Raw genomic sequence first — 21,058 nt, 5'->3', positions numbered from 1 at the left:
CCCCCACTGCTGCCGGGGAGCGCCCGCCCGGCCCTCACCCCTTCGGGCGAGGCGGCTGCCCCGGGGCCCGGACGGCGGGCCGGTGACCCCCTATAGTCGCGACAGACACGTGAACGCTCCCAGGTCAGCCAGGGCCGGGACACGCGTCCGCGCTGGGGGTCAGTGTGTCTACGTCGGTCCGTGAGAGCCATGCGAGGCTGCTCGCTGACCCTCGCCTGTCCGAACCCCGGGCGCGACTCGCCCAGGCCGTGAGCCGCGCCGAGTTCCTGCTGCGCGCCTCGCGCACCGCTTCCGCGGTGCAGAACCCCGAGCGAACCCTCGAGTCGCTGGTCTCGCTGCTCCAGGAGGAGATGGTCGACGTCGCGCAGGCCGTCGTGCGGACCGGTCCCTGGCAGCTCACCGCCGCGGCCGTGAACGGGCACGAGCCCGTGACGACGTCGACGCGCTGGGTCGACGACCCGGTCGAGGCGTTCGAGCGGACGATGCAGCGCGAGACCGTCGAGGACGTCGTGCTGCCGTCCTCCGGCGCCCGTCGCCGCGAGGCGCTGGCGGCCTTCTTCCCCGAGGACGCGGTCAAGGACGCGGTCGACGCCGTGCGCGGAGAGCAGCTCGTCGTGATCCCGCTGGTCGCCCGCGGCCGCTCGCTCGGCATCCTCGTGCTCGGCCGCCGCCACGGCTTCGGCTTCTCCGGCTCCCACTCGTTCCTCGAGGACCTCGCCGAGCGCATCGCCGTCGGCCTCGACGCCACGCTCGTAGTCGCCGAGAGCCGGTACGTCGCCTCCGTGCTGCGCCGCTCGCTCGCCCCGGTCGAGACCCCCTCGCTGCCCGGCCTCGAGGTCGCGACCTACTACCGCGTCGCCCACCAGTCCGAGGACGTCGGGGGTGACTTCTTCGACGTGTTCGGCACCGGCGAGGACGCCACGGCGCTGTGCGGCGACGTCACGGGCAAGGGCGTCGAGGCAGCGGTCGCGGCCAAGCGGATCCGCAACGCCGTCCGCACCTCGTCGATGGTCGAGCGCGCCCCGGGCTGGGTGCTCGGACTCGTCAACCGCGTCCTGGTCAACGAGTCGGAGGAGCTCTCCGAGCGGCTCGCCACCGCGGTGTGCGCCCGACTGCGCCGTCAGGGCGATCGGGTCCACGTCGAGATCGCCAACGCCGGGCACCCCCCGGCCCTGGTCGTCCGGGCCGACGGCTCGGTCGAGGCGTTCGAGAACTCGGGACTGGCCCTGGCACTCCTCGACGGCAGCGAGTACGCCGAGTCCCAGGTCGCGCTGGAGCCGCGCGACACCCTCCTCCTCTACACCGACGGCGTGACCGAGGCCCGGGGGGCGGAAGAGCTCTTCGGCGACGCCCGGCTGCGGCGCGTCCTGCACGACGTGGCCGGCCTCGCCCCGAAGGCGATGGTCGAGGCCATCGCCGTGGCGGTCCACGACCACCTGGGCGACCGTCGGCACGACGACATCGCGGTCGTCGCGGTCCAGAACCGTCCGGACGTCCCGTGACCGCCGACGCCGGGACGATCGACGAGCGCACCCGGTCGGCGTACTGGCAGGCGGTGAGCGTGGGCGACGACTACGCGGCCCGGCGCGTGGCCGAGGAGGCCCTCGCGGCCGGCGCCCACCCCGGGTCGCTGCTCGACCTCGTCGTCCAGGGACAGGTCTGCGTCGGCGGTCTCTGGGCCCGCAACGAGTGGACCGTCGCTCGCGAGCACGCCGCCACCGCAGCCGGCGAGGCGGTCGTGCGACTGCTGGCGACCCACGTCCCGGAGCCGGTCGGCGGACCGCTGGTCGTGGTCGCCTGCGTCGAGCGGGAGTGGCACGCCATGCCCGCCCTGGTGGTGGCGCAGCGCCTGCGACTGGCAGGGCTCCGCGTCGACCACCTCGGCGCCAGCGTCTCGCGCGACCAGCTGGTCAGCCACATCGTCGACCACGGCCCGCGCGCCGCGCTGCTCAGTGCCTCCCTCAGCTCGTCGCTGCCCCGCGTGCGTCGTCACGTCGAGGCGGTGCGCGGCACGGGAACCCCCGTCGTGCTCGGCGGCCGGGCCTTCGACGCGGCCGGCGTCCGCGCCCGTCGGCTCGGCGCCACCGCTCACGCGGCGGACCCGGCCCGGATCCCGGACCTGCTGGCCTCCCTGCCGCGGCACGTGACGGCGGCACCGCCGCTGCGTCATCCCTCGGCCGTCGAGGCCCGGTCGGTGATCTCGGTCGCGGACGACGTGGCACGCGACGTGGTCGCCACACTCCGCGGGGGTTGGGGCACTGCGCCCGGAAGCCTGGACGACACGCCCGACGACTGGCGTGCCGTGCTGACGACGTTCGTCCCCCATGTCGTCGACAGCCTCGTCGGGGCGCTGCTCACCGAGGACCCGTCCGTGCTGGAGGAGACGCGCGGCTGGCTGGAGGACGTGCTCGCGCAACGGGGTAGCCCCGCCCACACCGTGGCCGGCCTGTGGGCGGCGCTGCACGCGCGACTGCGGGACCACCCCGAGGCGCTCGCCCTGCTCGGTCGCTGAGCTCCCGCGGCACGCGGGACCGGATCAGGGATTCAGCTCGAGGAGGTCGAGCACGCCCTGGGTGACGTCCCCGATGCCGGAGCCGCCACCGTCGCCCGAGCCGCCCTCGTCGCCCGAGCCGTCCTGACCACCCGAGCCATCCTGGCCACCCGAGCCACCGGCACCACCCTGGCCGCCCGACCCGCTGCCGGACGGCGCGGGGGGCTGCTCCTGGGTCCCGGAAGGCTCGTCGTCGGCCGGGGCATCGCCGTCCGTGGGCGCCGACGCGCTGCCGGGGGCCTGCCCGCCTGCCGGGTCGGAGCCGGTCGAGGTGCCCGGTCCGTCGGTCGCCCCGCTCGAAGGGCGGCCGAGCGAGTCGTCACCCCGGGTCGACGCATCGCGTGGGGAGGTGGCGCGCTCCGTGGCGGGGGCCTCAGCACCGCGCGACGTGGGGAAGGAGGTGAGCAGGAACGACACCGCCCGGTCCTGGCCCATCGGCACGGGGACCTGGTCGCCCGCGACCGGCGAGCCGGCGTCGGTGTCCGGGGGCACGGTCCCCAGGGGCGAGGACGCCTCGGGGTCACCAGCGGGTGGGCGGGGGTCGCCGACGGCGAGACCGAGCGCCAGCAGCGCGCCGGCGCCGAGGACGACAGGACCCCGGGGCACGACGACTGCGCGACGGGGCCGACGACTCACATGCTTTCCGGACACCCAGCGGAGTGTGGACCGGCGGGGACCTGCTCAAACCTGCGCCGGTTGCGACGTGCGTCACACCCGGGCCACCTCGGGCCGCCTTGGAGCTCGCGGTGCGCCCGCCTCAGGAGCCGGAGCCGCCGCTGCCCGGGCCGTTGCCCCGGCCGTTGCCCTTGTCGTGGCCGTTGGCTTCACCGGGTGCCTGCTGCCACGGCGACTCCTCCGTGCCGTCCGTCGGGCTCGTGGACGGCTCGTCCGACGGGCTCTCGCCGGCCGGCTCCGGCTCGTCGCTCGGGGTGGGCTCGGACGACGGCCCGGTCGTGGTCCCCGTGTCGGACCCAGTCTCAGGCCCAGTCTCAGGCCCAGTGTCAGATCCCGTGTCGGAGCCCGAGTCGTCCGTGGGCCCGGCGGACCGGCCGCGGGTGGAGTCGTCGGTGCTCGAATCCTCGTCGGTCGGGTCGGCGTCCGACGACGAGCCGCCCTCGATCGCGGCCTCGCCGGTGAGGGTGGGCACCCCGGCGAAGGCTGCGAGCGGGGAGGACTCCGCCCGGTCGGCCGCGTCGTCCGACTCGTCGGGGGCGGAGTCGGGGGCGACCGCCGACGGGCTCGACGGCGCGGACCCGCCGAGCTGCGCCTCGAGGGCGCGCGGGGTGCCCGCGACGAGGACAAGGGCCACCAGCGCCCATGCGCTGAGGCCGAGGAGAACTGGGAGCCAGGGCGTGCCTCCCCCGCGACGCCACGCCCGGATCTTCACGTGCTTTCCGGACATCCCGGGCAGTCTAGACAGGCTCCCCGGGGCGGTCACATCGACGACGCAACGGCGCTCACCCGCGCGCCACACCCGTCCCGGCCTTCACGGGACTGCTCTCAGACCCCATCCGGGCCGTGCTCCAGCAGCCGCTTGAACCCGTCCTCGTCGAGCATCGGCACGCCGAGCTGCTCGGCCTTGTCCGCCTTGGAGCCGGCGTTCTCGCCGACCACGACGAAGTCGGTCTTCTTCGACACCGACCCGGCAGCCTTCCCGCCGCGGGCGAGGATGGCCTCCTTGGCGGAGTCGCGGCTGAAGTCGACCAGCGAGCCGGTCACCACCACGGTGAGGCCCTCGAGCGTGCGGGCCACCGACTCGTCCCGCTCGTCGGCCATGGAGACGCCGGCGGCCGCCCACTTGTCGACGATCGCGCGGTGCCAGTCGACCTCGAACCACTCGATCACCGACTCGGCGATCGTGGGGCCGACCCCCTCGGCGGCGGCGAGCTGCTCCTCGGTCGCGGCGCGGATCGCCTCCATGGAGCCGAACTCCTGGGCCAGCGCGCGTGCCGCCGTGGGTCCGACGTGGCGGATGGAGAGCGCGACGAGCACCCGCCAGAGCGGCACGTCCTTGCGGTCGTGGAGGTGGCCGAGCAGGCGCTGACCGTTGGCGGAGAGGACCCGCCCCTCCCCCTCGGTCTTCTTCGCGGCCCGGGTGAAGAGCTCGGTGCGCCGCAGCGCCTCCTCGTCGAGGGAGAACACGTCGCCCTCGTCCTCGATGACACCGGCCTCGAGCAGCGCGACGGCCGCCTCGTAGCCGAGTCCCTCGATGTCGAAGGCCCCGCGGCCGGCGACGTGGAAGACCCGCTCCCGGACCTGGGCGGGGCACTTCTGGTGGTTGGGGCAGCGCAGGTCCTTGTCGCCCTCCTTCTGCTGCACCAGCGTCGTGCCGCAGGCCGGGCACTCGGTGGGCATCACCCACTCGGCCAGCCCCTCGGGGCGCAGTGGGAGCACGGGCCCGACGATCTCGGGGATCACGTCGCCGGCCTTGCGCAGGATGACGGTGTCGCCGGGGCGGACGTCCTTGCGGCGGACCTCGTGGGCGTTGTGGAGGGTGGCCATCTCGACCGTGGAGCCGGCAACCCGGGTCGGCTCCATCCGGCCGAACGGCGTGACGCGACCGGTGCGGCCGGTGTTGACCTCGATCGCGAGCAGCCTGGCGTTGACCTCCTCCGGCGGGTACTTGAAGGCGATGGCCCAGCGGGGCGCGCGGCTGGTCGAGCCCAGCCGGCGCTGCAGCGAGACGTCGTCGACCTTGACGACCACGCCGTCGATCTCGTGCTCGACGTCGTGGCGGTGCTCGCCGTAGTACTCGATGAACTCGCGGACCTCCACCAACGAGGGCAGCACCCGGACCCGGTCGGAGACCGGCAGGCCCCAGGCGGCCAGCGCGTCGTAGGACTCCGACTGTGCCCGAGGCTCGAAGCCCTCGCGCGCGCCGATGCCGTGGCAGACCAGGCCGAGAGGGCGGGTCGCGGTCACCCGCGGGTCCTTCTGGCGCAGCGAGCCCGCCGCGGCGTTGCGCGGGTTGGCGAACACCGGCTTGCCGGCCTCGGTCATCGCCTCGTTGAGCCGTTCGAAGCCCTCCACGGGCAGGAACACCTCGCCGCGGACCTCCACCAGCCGGGGCACGGGGAACTGCTCGCTCGCCGCCAGCCGGTGGGGCACCGACTCGATGGTCCGGACGTTGGGGGTGACGTCCTCGCCGGTGCGGCCGTCGCCGCGGGTCAGCGCGCGGACGAGCCGGCCGTCCTCGTAGAGCAGGTTGATTGCGAGCCCGTCGACCTTGAGCTCGCACAGCAGCGCCGGGTCGTCGACACCGTCGCGCGACAGGCGGGCGTGCCAGGCGTCGAGCTCGTCGTAGGAGAAGGCGTTGTCGAGGCTCTCCATGCGCTCGAGGTGGTCGACCGCCGTGAACTCCGTGGACACCGCTCCCCCGACCTTCTGGGTCGGCGAGTCGGGCGTGCGCAGCTCGGGGAACTGCTCCTCGAGCTCCTCGAGCCGCCGCATCCGCTGGTCGAAGTCGGCGTCGGAGAGCGTCGGCGCGTCGAGGACGTAGTAGCGCCAACGCGCCTCCTCGACGTCCTCGGCGAGCTGCTGGTGCTCCTCGCGAGCGTCGGCCGGCGCCACGTCGGGACTCGAAGTCATGGCGGTATCTTGCCGGGTGGCGCCGACCGTCCGGCCCGCACCTGCTCCCCCGGCCATCCGGCACGGGCGTCGGCTCCGAACCAGTCCCGTGGAGACCTCCGTGACCGAAGCCCCCCTGCCCTCGCTGCGACGCAACGACCCGGCCGGCAGCCCCCGCGCGCTGGTGCTGGTCCTGCATGGCGGCAAGGCCCGCTCCCGGGCGGTCGTCGACGGCCGCAGCGCCTCCTGGCAGCGCGCGCGAGCGGTGCAGGACGCGATCACGCCCGCGGCCCACGACGCCGGCGCCGCCACCTGGCTGGTGCGCTTCCGGCACCGCGGCTGGAACAACGGCACCGACCCCGTCACCGACGCCCGGTGGGCACTCGACCAGGCGCGGCGCGAGCTGGGCGACGTCCCCGTCGTGCTGCTGGGTCACTCGATGGGGGCCCGCACCGCCGTCCACGTCGCCGACCACGACGGCGTCCTCGGCGTCGTCGGTCTGGCGCCGTGGTTCCCGCCCGGCGAGCCGGTGGCGGCGCTGGCGGGCCGCCACCTGCTCGCCGTCCACGGCCGCCGGGACCGGATCACGTCGTACCGGGCCACGGCGGAGTACGTCGACCGTGCCTCGCGCATCGCCTCCTCCGCCCGCCTGCACGACATGGGTGCGGTCGGGCACTACATGCTGCGGCGGGTCGGCGACTGGAACCGGGTGGCGGCGGAGGGAGTGCTGGACCTGCTCGGCCGCTGAGCGACGACCCCGGTCCAGACCGACGAGGAAACCCGGTGGAGCCGGGAACAACCCCTGCCCTACCGTGGTTGGCGATGGAACGAAACTGTTTCGTTTCATCCAACGCCACCCCGGAGCAGGAGCCGTCATGCCCCCCAGTGCCTCGAGCGAGACCCACACCCGGCCGCGGGTCGAGGGGGATCGCGAGCTCGAGATCCTCGGGGCGACCCTGGAGGTGCTCTCCGACGTCGGCTACGACCGGCTGACGATGGACGCCGTCGCGACCAGGGCACGCGCCTCCAAGGCGACCCTCTACCGGCGGTGGAGCACCAAGGCCTCCCTCGTGATCGACGCCCTCCTCGCCCAGAAGGGCACGCCTCAGGCGCCCGACACCGGCTCCCTGCGCGGCGACCTCCTCGAGGTCTTCTGCGGGGCGGGCGGGATGCTCGACCCGCGCGCCGTGGTGGTCTTCTCCGCGGTCCTCACGGCGATGCACCGCGACGAGGAGCTGGCCGGCGAGTTCCGCAGCCGCGTCATCGAGCCCAAGCTCGCCGTCTCCCGCGCGGTGTACCAGCGCGCGATCGAGCGTGGCGAGGTCCGGCCGGACCTCGACCCCTCCCTCTTCGGCCCGGCCCTCGCCGGGATCCTGCTCCACCGTGCCTTCCTGATGGGCGAGGAGCCCACCCCCGAGCGGGTGGCCCGCGTCGTCGACCAGATCATCCTGCCTGCCGCCACGGCCGGCAGCCACCGCCCCTGACGTCCCGTCCCGAACCCGAAGGACCCGCACCCATGACCGAAACGACCCGAGCCGAGGCGAGGACGCCCGGCCAGCACGTCCACCTCGGGTGGGCCCTCGTGCTGATCTCCGTCGCGCAGCTGATGGTGGTGCTCGACGCCACGATCGCCAACATCGCGTTGCCCTTCATCGGCGCCGACCTCGGCATCGAGCAGTCCGGCCTCTCCTGGATCGTCACCGGCTACGCGCTGGCCTTCGGCGGCCTGCTGCTGCTGGGCGGCCGGCTCGGCGACCTGTACGGCCGCCGACGGATCTTCATGACCGGCCTCGTGGTCTTCGCGGTGGCCTCGCTGCTCGGCGGACTGGCCACCAGCGAGCCCGTCCTCCTGGCGGCCCGGGGGCTGCAGGGCCTCGGGGCGGCCATGGCTTCCCCGGCCGCCCTGGCGCTCATCACGACGACCTTCCCCGCCGGTCCGCAGCGCAACCGCGCGTTCGCGGTGTACGCCGCGATGTCCGGCGCCGGTGCCGCCGTCGGCCTGATCCTCGGTGGCTGGCTGACCGGGCTCGACGGCCTGGCCGGCGTCGACTTCAGCGGCTGGCGGCTGACCTTCCTGATCAACGTCCCGATCGGCCTGGTCGCCGCGCTGCTCGCGCCGCGCCTGCTCGCCGAGTCCGAGTCGCACCACGGCGAGCTGGACATCCCGGGCGCGCTCACCGGCACCCTCGGCCTGCTCGGCATCGTCTACGGCCTCACCCGGGCCGGCGAGGCGGAGCACGGCTGGGGCGACCCCGGCACGCTGGCGGCGCTGGTCGGCGGCGCCCTGCTGCTGGCCGCATTCATGGCCATCGAGGCGCGCGTGGAGCACCCGCTGCTGCCGATCCGGATCTTCCGCAACCGCACGCGCGCCGTCAGCTTCGTGGTGATGATGCTGGTGCCCGCCGCGATGTTCGCGATGTTCTTCTTCCTCAGCCTCTTCATCCAGCAGCTGGTCGGCTACAGCCCGCTGCGCACCGGCTTCGCATTCCTGCCGTTCTCGGTCGGCATCGTCCTCGGGGCCGGGGTGTCCTCCAACCTGGTCGGCCGCATCGCCCCGCGGTTCATCGCCGGCACCGGCACCCTGCTGGCCTCCGCCGCCCTGTTCGGCTTCTCCCGGCTCGACGTCGCCGACTCGCCCTCGGCCGTCGTCCAGGCGCTCGCGACCGGCCAGCCCGTGGGCGCGGACGTCACGTACTGGACCTCCATCCTGCCGTTCATCGTGATGATGTCCTTCGGCATGGGGCTCACGTTCGTGCCGCTCACCCTCACCGCCGTGCACCACGTGCGGGCCGAGGACTCCGGCATCGGCTCCGGCGTGCTCAACACCATGCAGCAGGTCGGCGGCGCCCTCGGGCTGGCCACGCTCAGCACCGTCGCGCTGCACTTCACCAACCAGCGCGTCGACCAGGTCGGCCCGCAGCTCGCCGGCGCGGTGCAGGGCGCCGGGCTCGACCCGGCCGCGACGGTCCCCGGCACGTCGGTCACCTTCCTCGAGGCGGCCGGTTTCCAGGCCAGCTTCACCGACGGCGCGACCAGCGCGTTCCTCGTCGGCTCCGGGATGATCCTGCTTGCCTCCGCGATCATCTGGACCTTCCTCGACGTCAGGCACACCGAGCTGGCCACCGACGGTCCGCAGGGCGGCGCGCACGTCTGACCGCGCCCGCACTTCACGCCGACCCGCCCGGGTCTCGACACGCGCGCTGCGCGCTGCTCGACCACCGACAACGCCGACCCGGCCGAAAGTTTCGGGCGGGTCGGCGTTCGGGTCAGGAGAGGTTGCGGGCCGTCGACCGGAGGGTCGTGAGCGCCGCACGCACCCAGGCCGGCGAGGCTCCCGCGTACCCGCAGGAGGCGGTGACGACCAGCCGGCCCCCGCAGGCCGCGGGGTCGAGCCCCAGCATGTCGAGCCAGCGCAGCACCTGCTCGGTGGTCTCGCGGTCGGACGGCCGGTGGTCCGGGTCGACGCCGGGCAGCACGCCCAGGGCCACGGTCTCCCCCGCCTCCAGGGCCGTCGCCAGCACGTCGTGGTCGGCCGGCGACGCGAGCGCCAGGTCGACCGACAGGCCGCGGGCGCCCGCCCCGCGCAGCAGACCGAGGGGCGTCCCGGCGGCGCACGTGTGCACCCACGGCTCGGCGCCAGCGGCGGTCACGGCGTCGAGCACCCAGGTCAGGGCCGCGGACGCCTCGGGCTGGTCGACCGAACGGTGCCGGTGGAAGCCGGACGCCGTCGGCACACTGCCCGCGAGCACCGCGGCCAGCGTCGGCTCGTCGACCTGCACGACCAGCCGGTCCACCCCCGGCAGCCGCCGGCGCACGTCGGCGAGGTGCCCCTCGAGGCCGGCCGCGAGGGACTGCGCGAGGTCGCGCCGGGCGCCGTGGTCGGCGAGCACGCGGTCCCCACGCGGCCGCTCGACCGTGGCCGCGAGCGTCCACGGCCCGGCGACCTGCACCTTGAACGCGCCGGTCAGCCCCTGCGCCTGCTCCTCGAGCTGGTCGAGGTCGCGCGAGAGCTGGCTGCGGGCACGGCGCTGGTCGACGCCCTCGCGGTCGGTCAGCCGCCAGCCGGCCGGCTGCAGGTCCGCGGCGAGGCCCTCCACCACCGCGAGCGCGCGGCCGGTCATGGTCGACCCGGCACTGCGCGTCGGCAGCTCGGGCAGGTGCGGCAGGCCGTCCGGTGCGGCAAGCTCGCCGAGGACGACCCGCAGCGCCTCGGCGTACGCAGTGTCGTCGTCGCCGGGCATCGACCCGACGCCGGTCGCCACTGCGCGTGCCGGGGCGCCGGTCCCCTCGTCGCCGCTCAACGCTGCGACCCCGTGCGGGTGCGGGCGGTGGCGGTGATGGTCGCGGAGCCGACCACGCGGGTGCCGTCGTAGATGACGACCGCCTGCCCGGGCGCGATGCCGTACGCCGGGTCGAGCAGCTCGACGTCGACCTGCGGGCCGGCGTCGGTGGCGCGGGTTGTCACCACAGCGCGGTGCTCGTCGCCGTGGGCGCGCAGCTGGACGGTCCCCTCGAGCCGGTCGGGCACGGTGCCGCACCAGCGGGGGCGGTCCCCGGTGAGCCGGTCGACCTGGAGCCCCTCACGCGGGCCGACGGTGACCGTGCCGCTGACGGGCTCGATGTCGAGCACGAAGCGGGGCTTGCCGTCGGGCGCCGGCCGGCCGATCCGCAGCCCCTTGCGCTGCCCGATGGTGAAGCCGTAGGTGCCGTCGTGCCGGCCGAGCACCTCCCCCGTCGCGTCGTCGACGATGTCGCCACCGTGGTTGGGGGCCCGGTCACCGAGCTTCTCGCGCAGCCAGCCGGCGTTGTCGCCGTCGGCGACGAAGCAGATGTCGTGGCTGTCGGGCTTGTCGGCGACGAGCAGCCCGCGGCGGGCCGCCTCCTCGCGGACGCGGGCCTTCGTCGAGTCGCCCAGCGGGAACAGCGAGTGGGCGAGCTGCTCCTGGGTGAGCACGCCGAGCACGTAGGACTGGTCCTTGCCTTGGTCGACGGCGCGGTGCATCTCGATGAGCCCGTCGTCGCCGGTGCGCAGCTGGGCGTAGTGGCCGGTGGCGACGGCGTCGAAGCCGAGGCCGAGCGCGCGGTCGAGAACGGCCGCGAACTTGATCTTCTCGTTGCAGCGCAGGCACGGGTTGGGCGTCCGGCCGGCGGCGTACTCGTCCATGAAGTCCTCGACCACGTCCTCGTGGAAGCGGTCGCTGAGGTCCCACACGTAGAAGGGGATGCCGATGACGTCCGCGGCGCGGCGGGCGTCGTTGGCGTCCTCGATCGTGCAGCAGCCCCGGGCGCCGCTGCGGTACGACGCGGGGTTGCGCGAGAGGGCGAGGTGGATCCCGGTGACGTCGTGGCCGGCCTCGGCGGCGCGCGCTGCGGCGACCGCCGAGTCGACGCCACCGGACATGGCGGCGAGGACCTTCATCGTGCCGTCACCGCCTCGCGGCGCGCGCCCGGTCGACGACGGGGCCGATGGCGTCGACGAGCGCGTCGATGTCGGCGGCGGTGGTGGTGTGGCCCAGCGAGAACCGCAGCGAGCTGCGGGCCTCCTCGTCGGTGGCGCCCATCGCGAGCAGCACGTGGGAGGGCTGCGGGACGCCGGCCGAGCACGCCGAGCCGGTGGAGCACTCGATGCCCCGGGCGTCGAGGAGCATCAGCAGCGAGTCCCCCTCGCAGCCGGGGAAGGTCAGGTGGGCGTTGCCGGGGAGCCGGTTCGCCGGGTCCCCGTTGGGGCGGGCGTCGGGGACGACGCCGCACACCCGGCGGACCAGGTCGTCGCGCAGCGCGGAGAGCCGGGCCGCGTGGTCGGCCTGCTCCTTGACGGCCCACTCGACCGCGGCGGCGAAGCCGGCGATCGCGGGGGTGTCGATGGTCCCGGAGCGGATGTCGCGCTCCTGGCCGCCGCCGTGCACCAGCGGCGTGACCTCGACCTCGCGGCGCACGACGAGCGCGCCGACGCCGTACGGGCCGCCGACCTTGTGGCCGGTCAGGGTGAGGGCGTCGACGCCGCAGGCGGCGAAGTCGACCGGGACGCTGCCGACCGCCTGGACTGCGTCGGTGTGGACGGGGATGGCGTGGGAGGTCGCGGCGGCCACGACCGCCTCGATCGGCTGCAGCGTGCCGACCTCGTTGTTGGCCCACATCACCGAGACGAGGGCGACCGACTCCGGGTCCCGCTCGATCGCGGCCTCGAGGGCCGCGACGTCGAGCCGCCCGGCACGGTCGACGGGCAGCAGCTCGACCTCGGCGCCCTCGTGGTCGCCGAGCCAGTGCAGCGGGTCGAGCACGGCGTGGTGCTCGACGGCGGTGGCCAGGATGCGGGTGCGGCGCGCATCGGCGCGCCGGCGCGACCAGAACAGGCCCTTCAGCGCGAGGTTGTCCGACTCGGTCCCGCCGGAGGTGAAGACCACCTCGCCGGGGCGGCAGTTCAGCGCCTGCGCCAGGCGCTCCCGCGACTCCTCGACGACGCGGCGCGCGAGCCTGCCGGAGGCGTGCAGCGACGACGGGTTGCCCGTGGTGGCGAGCTGTGCAGTCACCGCCTCGACGGCCGCCGGCAGCATCGGCGTCGTGGCGGCGTGATCGAGGTAGACGGACATTCCGGGCATCGTGGGCATCGCAACGACCAGCGTACGGCGCGGGCGGTCGCTGCGCCCAACCGACCGTCCGGCCGCCGGTTCAGAGCAGGACGAGGTCGTCGCGGTGCACGACCTCGCGCTCGTACGCCGAGCCGAGCTCGCGCTTGAGGTCGTGCGAGGAGCGGCCGAGCAGGGCCGGGAGCTCCTCGGCGTCGAAGTTCACCAGGCCGCGGGCGACGGAGCGGCCCTCGGGATCGACGAGGTCCACCGGGTCGCCGGCCACGAACGAGCCGGTCACTCCGGTCACGCCCGCCGCGAGCAGCGAGGCCCGACGCTGGGTGACGGCGCTGACCGCGCCGTCGTCGAGCACCAGGCTCCCCCGGGGCTCGGTCGCGTGGGCGAGCCACAGGAGCCGGGTGGGGCGGCGCCGGCCGGTCGAGTGGAACAGCGTGCCGACGGGGCCGCCCGCGAGCGCGGCAGCGGCCTGGTCGGCGGCGGTCAGCACGACCGGGATCCCGGCGCCCGTCGCGATCCGGGCGGCCTCGACCTTGGTCTGCATGCCGCCGGTCCCGACGCCCGCGGCGCCGGCCTTGCCGATGCGGACCCGGGCCAGCTCCTCCTCCGAGGTGACCTCGGGCAGCAGTCTCGTCCCCGGCTCGGACGGGTGGCGGTCGTACAGCCCGTCGACGTCGGAGAGCAGCACGAGCAGGTCAGCGTGCACGAGGTGGGCGACCAGGGCCGCGAGCCGGTCGTTGTCGCCGAACCGGATCTCGCTGGTGGCGACGGTGTCGTTCTCGTTGACGACCGGCAGCACGCCGAGCTCAAGGAGCTTCGCGAAGGTCTGGTAGGCGTTGCGGTAGTGGGAGCGGCGGGTGACGTCGTCGTTGGTGAGCAGCACCTGGCCCGTGACGATGCCGTGCCGGGCGAGCTCCTCGGTGTAGCGGTGGACCAGCAGCCCCTGACCGACCGACGCCGCGGCCTGCTGCGCCGGCAGCGCGCGCGGCCTGCGGGCCAGCCCGAGCGGGGCCAGCCCGGCCGCGATGGCCCCGGAGGAGACCAGCACCAGCTCGGCACCGCGGGCGCGGGTGGCGACGAGCACCTCGACGAGCTGGCGGACCCGGGCAGGGTCGATCCCGCCGGCGGCGGTGGTGAGGGAGGACGAGCCCACCTTGACCACGATCCGCCGGGCGTCGAGGACCTCCCGGCGCTGCCCCACCCCGCTCACGCCCCGGTGTCGTCCGGGTCGTCGGAGTCGGAGCGGAGGTCGCGGTCCGGGTCGTCGGCCGAGCCGATCTCGTACGCCTTCGGGCCGTGGCCGTGGCCGAGGCGCCGGGCGACGTCGGCGCGGGTCTCGCCCTCCTCGCGGCCCTCCATGGCGGCGTCGATCTCACGGCGGCGCCGCGCGGCCGGCCGGGAGTCGTCGAACCGCTGGTCCTCGCCGCGGCGACCGAGCATCTCGGCGCCGGCCTCGATCCCGGGCTTGAAGTCGAAGACGACCGCGTTGTCGGGGTGGCCGATGAGCACGGTGTCGCCCTCGAGGGCGCCGAGCTCGATGAGCCGCTCCTCGACCCCGAGGCGGTTGAGCCGGTCGGCGAGGAAGCCGACGGCCTCGTCGTTGCTGAAGTCGGTCTGCCGCACCCAGCGCTCGGGCTTCTCGCCTCGGACCCGCCAGCCCTCCGGCTCGGCGGTGACGGTGAAGCCCGTGCCGCCGTCGGCGGTCTGCGGCCGGATCACGATGCGGGTCGGCTCGACCACGGGCTTCGCCTCGCGGGCGGCCTCGACGATCCGGGCCATCGCGAAGGTCAGCTCGCGCAGCCCCTCCCCCGAGGCGGCGGAGACGGGGAAGACCTGCAGGCCCCGCTCCTCGAGGTCGTCGACGACCATCTCGCCGATGTCCCGCCCGTCGGGCACGTCGACCTTGTTGAGGGCGACCAGCCGGGGACGGTCCTCGAGGCCGCCGTACCGGGAGAGCTCGTTCTCGATGATGTCGAGGTCGTCGACCGGGTTGCGGCCGGGCTCGATGCTGGCCGTGTCGATGACGTGGACCAGCGCCGCGCAGCGCTCGATGTGGCGCAGGAAGTCGTGACCCAGCCCGCGGCCCTCGCTGGCACCCTCGATGAGGCCGGGGACGTCGGCGACGGTGAACGTCGTGTCGCCCGCCGTGACCACGCCCAGGTTGGGCACCAGGGTGGTGAAGGGGTAGTCGGCGATCTTGGGCTTCGCCCGCGACATCGAGGCGATGAGGCTGGACTTGCCGGCGCTGGGGAAGCCGACGAGGCCGATGTCGGCGACGACCTTCAGCTCGAGGACGATGTCGAGCTCGTCGCCGGGCTCGCCGAGGAGCGCGAAGCCGGGCGCCTTCCGCTTGGTCGAGGCGAGCGCCGCGTTGCCGAGCCCGCCGCGGCCGCCGGTGGCGACCACCATCTCGGTGCCGGGGCCGACCATGTCGGCGAGCACGTTGCCCTTGGTGTCGGAGACGACGGTGCCGTCGGGGACGGGGAGCACCAGGTCGGAGCCGTGGGCGCCGTTCTTGTGGCCGCCCGCGCCGTGACCGCCGTGCTCGGCGCGCCGCTTCGGGCTGTGGTGGTAGTCGAGCAGGGTGGTGACGCCGGGGTCGACCCGCAGGATCACCGAGCCGCCGGGGCCGCCGTTGCCGCCGTCGGGGCCGCCGAGGGGCTTGAACTTCTCGCGGTGGACGGACGCCACGCCGTTGCCCCCACGGCCCGCGGCGACGTGCAGCGTCACGCGGTCGACGAACGTGGGGATGGCCATGACTGTCCTCCGGTGCCTGGGTGTGTGGGTCGAGTCTTGCGGACGCCGCCACCGTGGGGCGGCCGGGGTCCGGAAATGCCGAAGGGCGTCCTGCTGGCAGGACGCCCTTCGAAGGAAGCTGTGACGGTCGTCAGGTCACTCGCCGGGAACGACGTTGACGACCTTGCGGCCCCGACGGGTGCCGAACTCGACCGCGCCGCCCACGAGGGCGAACAGGGTGTCGTCGCCACCGCGGCCCACGCCGGAGCCCGGGTGGAAGTGGGTGCCGCGCTGGCGGACGAGGATCTCGCCAGCGTTGACGACCTGGCCGCCGAAGCGCTTGACGCCGAGCCGCTGCGCGTTCGAGTCGCGACCGTTCTTGGTCGAGGCCGCGCCCTTCTTGTGTGCCATTTCGAGTCCTTCGGTGCGTGTGTCGGGTCTGGGAAGCCGTCCGGGTCAGACGGTCAGACGGTGATGTCGGTGACCTTGACCTGGGTGTACTTCTGGCGGTGACCCTGGCGCTTCTTGTAGCCGGTCTTGTTCTTGTACTTCTGGATGACGATCTTCGGGCCCTTGGTGCCGCCGAGGACCTCGGCGGTCACGGCGGCCTTGTCGAGGCCGGTCGCGGTGACCTTCTCGCCGTCGACGACCATGACCACGGGCAGCGTGACGGTCTCGCCGACCGCCGTCGCGACCTTGTCGATCTCGATGACGTCGCCGACGGCAACCTTCTGCTGAGTGGCGCCTGCGCGCACGATCGCGTACACCGCGGTCTCCTTCGTCAATTCCTTGCGTTCAACGTCTGTGCCTGCCGCACGCCGCAGTCCTCGTGGCAGAGGACGGGATGCCGGGCAGGGAGGGTGCACACGGACGGCGCACCGAGGGTCAATAGTACGGACCCGCCCTCCCCTCCGCAAAACGGCCGTCGGCACCGCCCCGGGGTGGGCGCCCGGCGCGGTGCCGAGCAGCCGCTCAGGGGGTACCGGGCGCCCGTCAGCGCTTGCGCGAGCCCTTGCGCTTGACCGGCACGTGCTCCACGGTCGGGTGGTCCGACGCGTCGTCAGCGGCCCTGTCCGGGGCTCCGCCCGCGGCACTGTCGGCCCTCGCCTCGCCGGACGGCGGACCGGCCGGGCGGCTCGCCGTACGGCGCCGGGTGCGCGTGACGACCTGCGGGCGGGGCGCCTCGGCGGCCGGGGCCTCCTCGCGCGCGGCACCGTCCGCGGCAGCGGGCGCCGGCGTCGCGGCGACCGTCACCGGCTCGAGGACCACCGGCTGGGCCGCGGTGGTCGCCCCGGCCGGACGGCTGGCGCTACGACGGGTGCGGGTCCGGGTCACGACCTGCGGGCGAGCCGGCTCTGCGGGCTGCTCGGGCTGCTCGGCAGGCTCCGGGGAGGCTGCCGCGAGGGCAGGGGCCGGCTCCGGGGCGGCCGCGGGCTGCTCGTCCTCGCGGGGCTTCTCGTCCCGGGGCTGGTCCTCGCGCTGCTGGTCCTCGCGCTGCTTGCCCTCGCGGGGCTGCCCGTCGCGCGGCTTGCGCTCGCGGCGGGCCCGGTCCTCGCGCGGCCTCTCGTCCCGGGACTGCTCGTCCTGGGCCTTCTCCTCGCGAGCCTTCTCCTCGGGGGGCTGCTCGTCGTGCTCGTCGTGGCGGGCCATCGCGGCCACGTCCTTCGGCGAGGGCGCGCCCTTGCCGTTCCCGCCGTCGCCGGACTGCTGGCCCTGCTGCTGGTTGCCGGGCTGGTCGTCGCCGCCCTTGCCGCGGCCGCGACGGCGGCCGCCGCGCCGGGACTCGTCGTCGCCGCCCTTGCGGGGCTCGACCGGCATGTCCTGCACCAGCAGCCCGCGGCCCTGGCAGTGCTCGCAGGACTCGCTGAACGCCTCGAGCAGGCCGGTGCCGATCCGCTTGCGGGTCATCTGCACCAGACCGAGCGAGGTGACCTCGGCGACCTGGTGGCGGGTGCGGTCGCGGCCGAGGCACTCCACCAGCCGGCGCAGCACCAGGTCCCGGTTGGACTCGAGCACCATGTCGATGAAGTCGACGACGATGATGCCGCCGATGTCGCGCAGCCGGAGCTGGCGCACGATCTCCTCGGCCGCCTCGAGGTTGTTCTTGGTGACCGTCTCCTCGAGGTTGCCCCCGGAGCCGGTGAACTTGCCGGTGTTCACGTCGACGACCGTCATCGCCTCGGTGCGGTCGATGATGAGCGAGCCGCCCGACGGGAGCCAGACCTTGCGGTCGAGGCCCTTGGCGATCTGCTCGTCGACGCGGTACGCCGAGAAGATGTCACGGCCATCGTTGGCGTCGTACCGCTCGAGGCGGTCCTCGAGGTCGGGCGCCACGTGGGAGACGTAGCCCTGGACGGTGTCCCAGGCGTCGTCGCCCTGGATCACGAGCTTGCTGAAGTCCTCGGTGAAGAGGTCACGGACGACCTTGAGCGTCAGGTCCGGCTCGCCGTACAGCAGCTGCGGGGCGTTGCCCCTGGCCTTCTTCTCGATGTCCTCCCAGCGCGCCTTGAGCCGCTCGACGTCGCGGGTCAGCTCGTCCTCGCTCGCACCCTCGGCGGCGGTGCGCACGATCACGCCGGCGCTGTCCGGGACGATCTCCTTGAGCAGCGACTTCAGGCGCGCCCGCTCGGTGTCGGGGAGCTTGCGCGAGATGCCCGAGGTGGTGCCGTCGGGGACGTAGACCAGGAACCGGCCGGGGAGACTGATCTGGCTGGTGAGCCGGGCACCCTTGTGCCCGACCGGGTCCTTGGTGACCTGCACCAGCACGGACTGGCCGGAGGACAGCACCGACTCGATCTTGCGGGGCTGGCCCTCCTTGTGGCCCAGCGCCGACCAGTTGACCTCGCCGGCGTACAGCACCGCGTTGCGGCCCTTGCCGATGTCGATGAACGCCGCCTCCATCGAGGGCAGCACGTTCTGCACCCGGCCGAGGTAGACGTTGCCGATCAGCGAGGTCTGCGACTCGCGGGCGACGTAGTGCTCGACGAGCACCTTGTCCTCGAGCACGCCGATCTGGGTGACGTCCTCGCGCTGCCGGATCACCATGACCCGGTCGACGGACTCGCGGCGGGCAAGGAACTCCGCCTCGCTCACGATGGGGGCGCGGCGGCGGCCGGCCTCGCGACCCTCGCGGCGACGCTGCTTCTTGGCCTCGAGGCGGGTCGAGCCGGAGACCGCGGTGATCTGGTCCTCGGCCGAGCGGCCCTTCCGGACCCTGGTGACGGTGTTCTCGGGGTCGTCCCCGGCGTCGTCGGAGTCCTCGCCGGCGCGGCGGCGACGCCGACGGCGGCGCGACGAGCCCTCGCCCTGGGCCCCGTCCTTGTCCGCGTCCTTGTCGGCGGGGCCGGTCCCGGACCCGTCGCCGGACCCGTCGCCCTCGTCCTCGTCCGAGGCGTCCGTCGAGGCCTCGCCGTTGTCGCTCGACCGGCGACGGCGGCGGCCGCCGCGACGACGGCGGCGACGGGTGCCGGTGCCCTCACCGGCGCCCTCCTCGGCCTGCTCGTCGCCCTTCTCCTCGGCCTGGTCCTCGGCCTGGTCCTCGGTGGTCTCGTCACCGACCGCGGCGGCGGTGTCGTCAGCCGAGGCGGCCTTGTCCTCGACCTTCTTGGTCTTGCCGGACTTCCCGGACCTGCCGGACTTCGTGGACTTGCCGGCCTGCTCGGCCTCGCCGGCCTCGTCCCCGGGTGCCTCGGTGTCCGCAGCGGCGGTCCCGCCGGTGTCGGTCGCGGTGTCGGTCGCGGTGTCGGTCGCGGTGTCGGTCGCGGTGTCGGTCGCGGTGTCGGTCGCGGTGTCGGTCGCGGTGTCGGCGGGGCCCGAGCGGCGACGGCGCCGCGGCGCGGCGGCCGACGCGTCGGGGACCTGGAACAGCACCGCGGCGCCTCCGGCACCGGCGGCCTGCTCGGTCGCGGCCGGCTGCTCGGCGGACTCCGCCGTGGCGGCTTCGTCGGCCGGGAGCTCGGTGCCGCGCTCGGTGTCGGGCTCGGTGTCGGGCTCGGTGTCGGGCTCGGCCGCCGGCTTCTTCGCCGTCGACTTCCGGGTGGTGGTCTTCTTCGCGGCCGCCTTCTTCGCGGTCGCCTTCTTCACCGGCTTCTTCGGTGCCTCGTCGGCGGGCTCGGCGGCCTCGCCCTCCTGGGCCACCGGCTGGACGTCAGCGGCCGGAGCCTCGTCGGCCGCGGCCGTGGTCTTCTTGGCGGCCGTCTTCTTGGTCGTCTTCTTCGCCGGGGCCTTCCTCGTGGCCTTCTTCGCCGGCGCGGCCTCCTCGGCCTGCGACTCCTCGGCGGCGACCTCCGCGGTCTCCTGCGGGGCCGTCGTCTCGCCGTCCTGCGGGGCGTCGCCCTCGCTCGGGGCGGCCGCGGTCTTCTTGGTGGTGCGTTTGCGCGTCGTCTTCTTCACCGTCTTCTTCGCGGCCGCGCCGTCCTGGGCGGCTTCCGGGGCCGCCTCGGCGGGAGCGTCGGTGACGTCGGTGGACTGGGAATCCTCGAGCATGCTGCTCTCCTAGGCCCGTGGCGTGAGCGCCCGGGCGTGTCGTACGCCGCGGCCCGTCGTACGGCGCCGCAGGCGTGAAGCCTTCGTGTGGCGGCGACACCCTCCGCGTGGTGCGTCAACGGGTACGCCCCGCTCACCTGCCGCGGTCGCTGGGCCGTAGTCCCCCGGACTGTGGCGGAACCCCTGTCACCGGCTCCGGCCCGGCCGCGTCGCGGTCTGGCGACGAGTCGTGCTCGCTGTGCCGGGCCGAGCGTGCGGTCCGGCGAGAACGTCGTCGGGACGATGCGGGCGGTGACCTCCGGGCCGGGCACCACGCGCCCTGCCGGAGGAGGTCGTCGTCACCTCATCGACCGTGGCGAGTATCGCACACGAGACGCCCTACGGCGTCATGCCGACGCGTCGAGCGGGTCGCCGACCTCGCCGGTGGCCTCGTCGAGGGGCCCCTGGGACCGCCGGGTGAGCAGCAGCGCGGGCCCGAGGTCCGCGCCGGAGGCGGCGGCCACGCCGGAGAGGACGTCGTCGGGCCGCACGGCGGGCACCGCGTGGCGCAGCACCAGGCGGAGCACCGCTCCCCGCTCCCCCTCGTCGACGGTCAGCGAGACCACGGCGGCGCGGCAGTCGAACTCGCGCATCCCCTTCTTGGTCATCCGCTCGACGAGCACCGAATCGGTCGCGAGGAACTTTGCGACGGCCGCCTCGGCGTCCGCCGGGGCGCTGCCGAGCTCGATCTGCCAGCGGCTGGCCTGGAGCAGGTCCGCCAGCGCCCCACCCGGCGACTCGACGACCTGCACCACGTCGAGGCCGTCGGGCATGGCCTCGTCCAGCGCTGACGCGACCGCGGCCGGGTCGACCTTCTCGGCGAGCCCGATCTCGAGGTACTCCGCCTCGCTCGCCGAGCCGGTCGGCGCGGCATTGGCGTACGAGATCCGCGGGTGCGGGTTGAAGCCGGACGAGTAGGCCATCGGGATCCGGGCACGGAACACGGCGCGCTCGAAGGCGCGGCTGAAGTCACGGTGGCTGGTGAAACGGAGCCGGCCGCGCTTGGTGTAGCGGATCCGGAGCCGCTGCACCGGCGGGGCCTGCTGCTCTGGCTGGTTCCGCTTGACCTGGTCGGGCATCCGCACAGGTTAAGCCG

Annotated in this window: 17 protein-coding genes; 5 read left to right on the top strand and 12 right to left on the bottom strand. The window is 74.3% G+C overall.

Going from position 1 to position 21,058, the window contains the following annotated elements; all coding sequences use genetic code 11:
• Nucleotides 1-248: 248 nt before the first annotated feature.
• Together ACFP2E_RS17240 and ACFP2E_RS17235 are read left to right on the top strand one after the other, a co-directional pair.
• Nucleotides 249-1,502 carry a PP2C family protein-serine/threonine phosphatase gene (locus tag ACFP2E_RS17240; RefSeq protein WP_378524424.1) on the top strand — a complete coding sequence of 418 codons (1,254 nt, stop codon included), beginning with the start codon at nt 249-251 and terminating at the stop codon, nt 1,500-1,502.
• A complete protein-coding gene (locus ACFP2E_RS17235; RefSeq protein ID WP_378524425.1) occupies nt 1,499-2,512 on the top strand; it encodes a B12-binding domain-containing protein in 1,014 nt (337 codons plus the stop codon). Before ACFP2E_RS17240 ends, ACFP2E_RS17235 begins: the two co-directional genes overlap by 4 nt.
• A gap of 24 nt (nt 2,513-2,536) precedes the next feature.
• Here ACFP2E_RS17235 and ACFP2E_RS17230 read toward each other — a convergent pair whose 3' ends face one another.
• The 3 genes from ACFP2E_RS17230 to ligA all read right to left on the bottom strand — a co-directional run bounded on the left by ACFP2E_RS17230 (nt 2,537) and on the right by ligA (nt 6,139).
• Nucleotides 2,537-3,157, bottom strand: coding sequence for a hypothetical protein (locus ACFP2E_RS17230; protein WP_378524426.1), 621 nt, complete (start codon nt 3,155-3,157; stop codon nt 2,537-2,539).
• Nucleotides 3,158-3,308: 151 nt separating this feature from the next.
• The gene (locus ACFP2E_RS17225) at nt 3,309-3,953 is read right to left on the bottom strand and encodes a hypothetical protein (protein ID WP_378524427.1); all 645 of its coding nucleotides are present in this window, start codon (nt 3,951-3,953) and stop codon (nt 3,309-3,311) included.
• A gap of 98 nt (nt 3,954-4,051) precedes the next feature.
• Nucleotides 4,052-6,139, bottom strand: a complete 2,088-nt coding sequence (ligA, locus tag ACFP2E_RS17220) for an NAD-dependent DNA ligase LigA (protein ID WP_378524428.1) — start codon at nt 6,137-6,139, stop codon at nt 4,052-4,054.
• A gap of 100 nt (nt 6,140-6,239) precedes the next feature.
• Here ligA and ACFP2E_RS17215 point away from each other — a divergent pair, with 100 nt between their 5' ends.
• From ACFP2E_RS17215 to ACFP2E_RS17205, 3 genes are all read left to right on the top strand, one after another.
• Nucleotides 6,240-6,866, top strand: coding sequence for an alpha/beta hydrolase (locus tag ACFP2E_RS17215; protein WP_378524429.1), 627 nt, complete (start codon nt 6,240-6,242; stop codon nt 6,864-6,866).
• A gap of 127 nt (nt 6,867-6,993) precedes the next feature.
• On the top strand, nt 6,994-7,602 hold the full coding sequence (locus ACFP2E_RS17210; protein WP_378524430.1) for a TetR/AcrR family transcriptional regulator: 609 nt from the start codon (nt 6,994-6,996) through the stop codon (nt 7,600-7,602).
• A 32-nt stretch (nt 7,603-7,634) separates the two neighbouring features.
• Complete coding sequence (locus ACFP2E_RS17205) at nt 7,635-9,272, top strand: MFS transporter (RefSeq protein WP_378524431.1); 1,638 nt, start codon at nt 7,635-7,637, stop codon at nt 9,270-9,272.
• A 112-nt stretch (nt 9,273-9,384) separates the two neighbouring features.
• Here the strand turns inward: ACFP2E_RS17205 and ACFP2E_RS17200 are convergent, their stop codons facing one another.
• The 9 genes from ACFP2E_RS17200 to ACFP2E_RS17160 form a co-directional block, all read right to left on the bottom strand.
• Nucleotides 9,385-10,419: a methionine synthase gene (locus tag ACFP2E_RS17200; protein ID WP_378524432.1), complete on the bottom strand. Its 1,035-nt coding sequence runs from the start codon at nt 10,417-10,419 to the stop codon at nt 9,385-9,387.
• The gene (mnmA, locus tag ACFP2E_RS17195) at nt 10,416-11,537 is read right to left on the bottom strand and encodes a tRNA 2-thiouridine(34) synthase MnmA (RefSeq protein WP_378524433.1); all 1,122 of its coding nucleotides are present in this window, start codon (nt 11,535-11,537) and stop codon (nt 10,416-10,418) included. The genes ACFP2E_RS17200 and mnmA overlap by 4 nt, the downstream gene beginning before the upstream one ends.
• Before the next feature lie 7 nt (nt 11,538-11,544).
• On the bottom strand, nt 11,545-12,717 hold the full coding sequence (locus ACFP2E_RS17190) for a cysteine desulfurase family protein (protein WP_378524434.1): 1,173 nt from the start codon (nt 12,715-12,717) through the stop codon (nt 11,545-11,547).
• Nucleotides 12,718-12,787: 70 nt separating this feature from the next.
• Complete coding sequence (proB, locus tag ACFP2E_RS17185) at nt 12,788-13,903, bottom strand: glutamate 5-kinase (RefSeq protein WP_378524471.1); 1,116 nt, start codon at nt 13,901-13,903, stop codon at nt 12,788-12,790.
• Between the two features lie 5 nt (nt 13,904-13,908).
• Nucleotides 13,909-15,459: a GTPase ObgE gene (gene obgE / locus ACFP2E_RS17180; RefSeq protein WP_378524435.1), complete on the bottom strand. Its 1,551-nt coding sequence runs from the start codon at nt 15,457-15,459 to the stop codon at nt 13,909-13,911.
• 135 nt (nt 15,460-15,594) lie between these two features.
• On the bottom strand, nt 15,595-15,849 hold the full coding sequence (rpmA, locus tag ACFP2E_RS17175) for a 50S ribosomal protein L27 (RefSeq protein ID WP_378524436.1): 255 nt from the start codon (nt 15,847-15,849) through the stop codon (nt 15,595-15,597).
• A 53-nt stretch (nt 15,850-15,902) separates the two neighbouring features.
• Nucleotides 15,903-16,205, bottom strand: coding sequence for a 50S ribosomal protein L21 (gene rplU, locus ACFP2E_RS17170; RefSeq protein WP_378524437.1), 303 nt, complete (start codon nt 16,203-16,205; stop codon nt 15,903-15,905).
• A 226-nt stretch (nt 16,206-16,431) separates the two neighbouring features.
• Nucleotides 16,432-19,923, bottom strand: coding sequence for an Rne/Rng family ribonuclease (locus ACFP2E_RS17165; protein ID WP_378539361.1), 3,492 nt, complete (start codon nt 19,921-19,923; stop codon nt 16,432-16,434).
• Nucleotides 19,924-20,309: 386 nt separating this feature from the next.
• Nucleotides 20,310-21,041 carry a TIGR03936 family radical SAM-associated protein gene (locus ACFP2E_RS17160; protein ID WP_378524439.1) on the bottom strand — a complete coding sequence of 244 codons (732 nt, stop codon included), beginning with the start codon at nt 21,039-21,041 and terminating at the stop codon, nt 20,310-20,312.
• Nucleotides 21,042-21,058: the final 17 nt, after the last annotated feature.

The sequence above is a fragment of the Nocardioides sp. GCM10027114 genome (assembly GCF_042659625.1).
Taxonomy (GTDB): domain Bacteria; phylum Actinomycetota; class Actinomycetes; order Propionibacteriales; family Nocardioidaceae; genus Nocardioides.
This window is presented reverse-complemented; position numbering and strand designations above follow the sequence as displayed.

What these genes read in the sequence shown, in the direction of transcription:
- ACFP2E_RS17225 (WP_378524427.1), bottom strand. Translation starts at nt 3,953, where the DNA reads ATGTCCGGAAAGCACGTGAAGATCCGGGCGTGGCGTCGCGGGGGAGGC.
- ligA (WP_378524428.1), bottom strand. Translation starts at nt 6,139, where the DNA reads ATGACTTCGAGTCCCGACGTGGCGCCGGCCGACGCTCGCGAGGAGCAC.
- ACFP2E_RS17210 (WP_378524430.1), top strand. Translation starts at nt 6,994, where the DNA reads ATGCCCCCCAGTGCCTCGAGCGAGACCCACACCCGGCCGCGGGTCGAG.
- ACFP2E_RS17205 (WP_378524431.1), top strand. Translation starts at nt 7,635, where the DNA reads ATGACCGAAACGACCCGAGCCGAGGCGAGGACGCCCGGCCAGCACGTC.
- mnmA (WP_378524433.1), bottom strand. Translation starts at nt 11,537, where the DNA reads ATGAAGGTCCTCGCCGCCATGTCCGGTGGCGTCGACTCGGCGGTCGCC.
- ACFP2E_RS17190 (WP_378524434.1), bottom strand. Translation starts at nt 12,717, where the DNA reads ATGCCCGGAATGTCCGTCTACCTCGATCACGCCGCCACGACGCCGATG.
- obgE (WP_378524435.1), bottom strand. Translation starts at nt 15,459, where the DNA reads ATGGCCATCCCCACGTTCGTCGACCGCGTGACGCTGCACGTCGCCGCG.
- rpmA (WP_378524436.1), bottom strand. Translation starts at nt 15,849, where the DNA reads ATGGCACACAAGAAGGGCGCGGCCTCGACCAAGAACGGTCGCGACTCG.
- ACFP2E_RS17165 (WP_378539361.1), bottom strand. Translation starts at nt 19,923, where the DNA reads ATGCTCGAGGATTCCCAGTCCACCGACGTCACCGACGCTCCCGCCGAG.
- ACFP2E_RS17160 (WP_378524439.1), bottom strand. Translation starts at nt 21,041, where the DNA reads ATGCCCGACCAGGTCAAGCGGAACCAGCCAGAGCAGCAGGCCCCGCCG.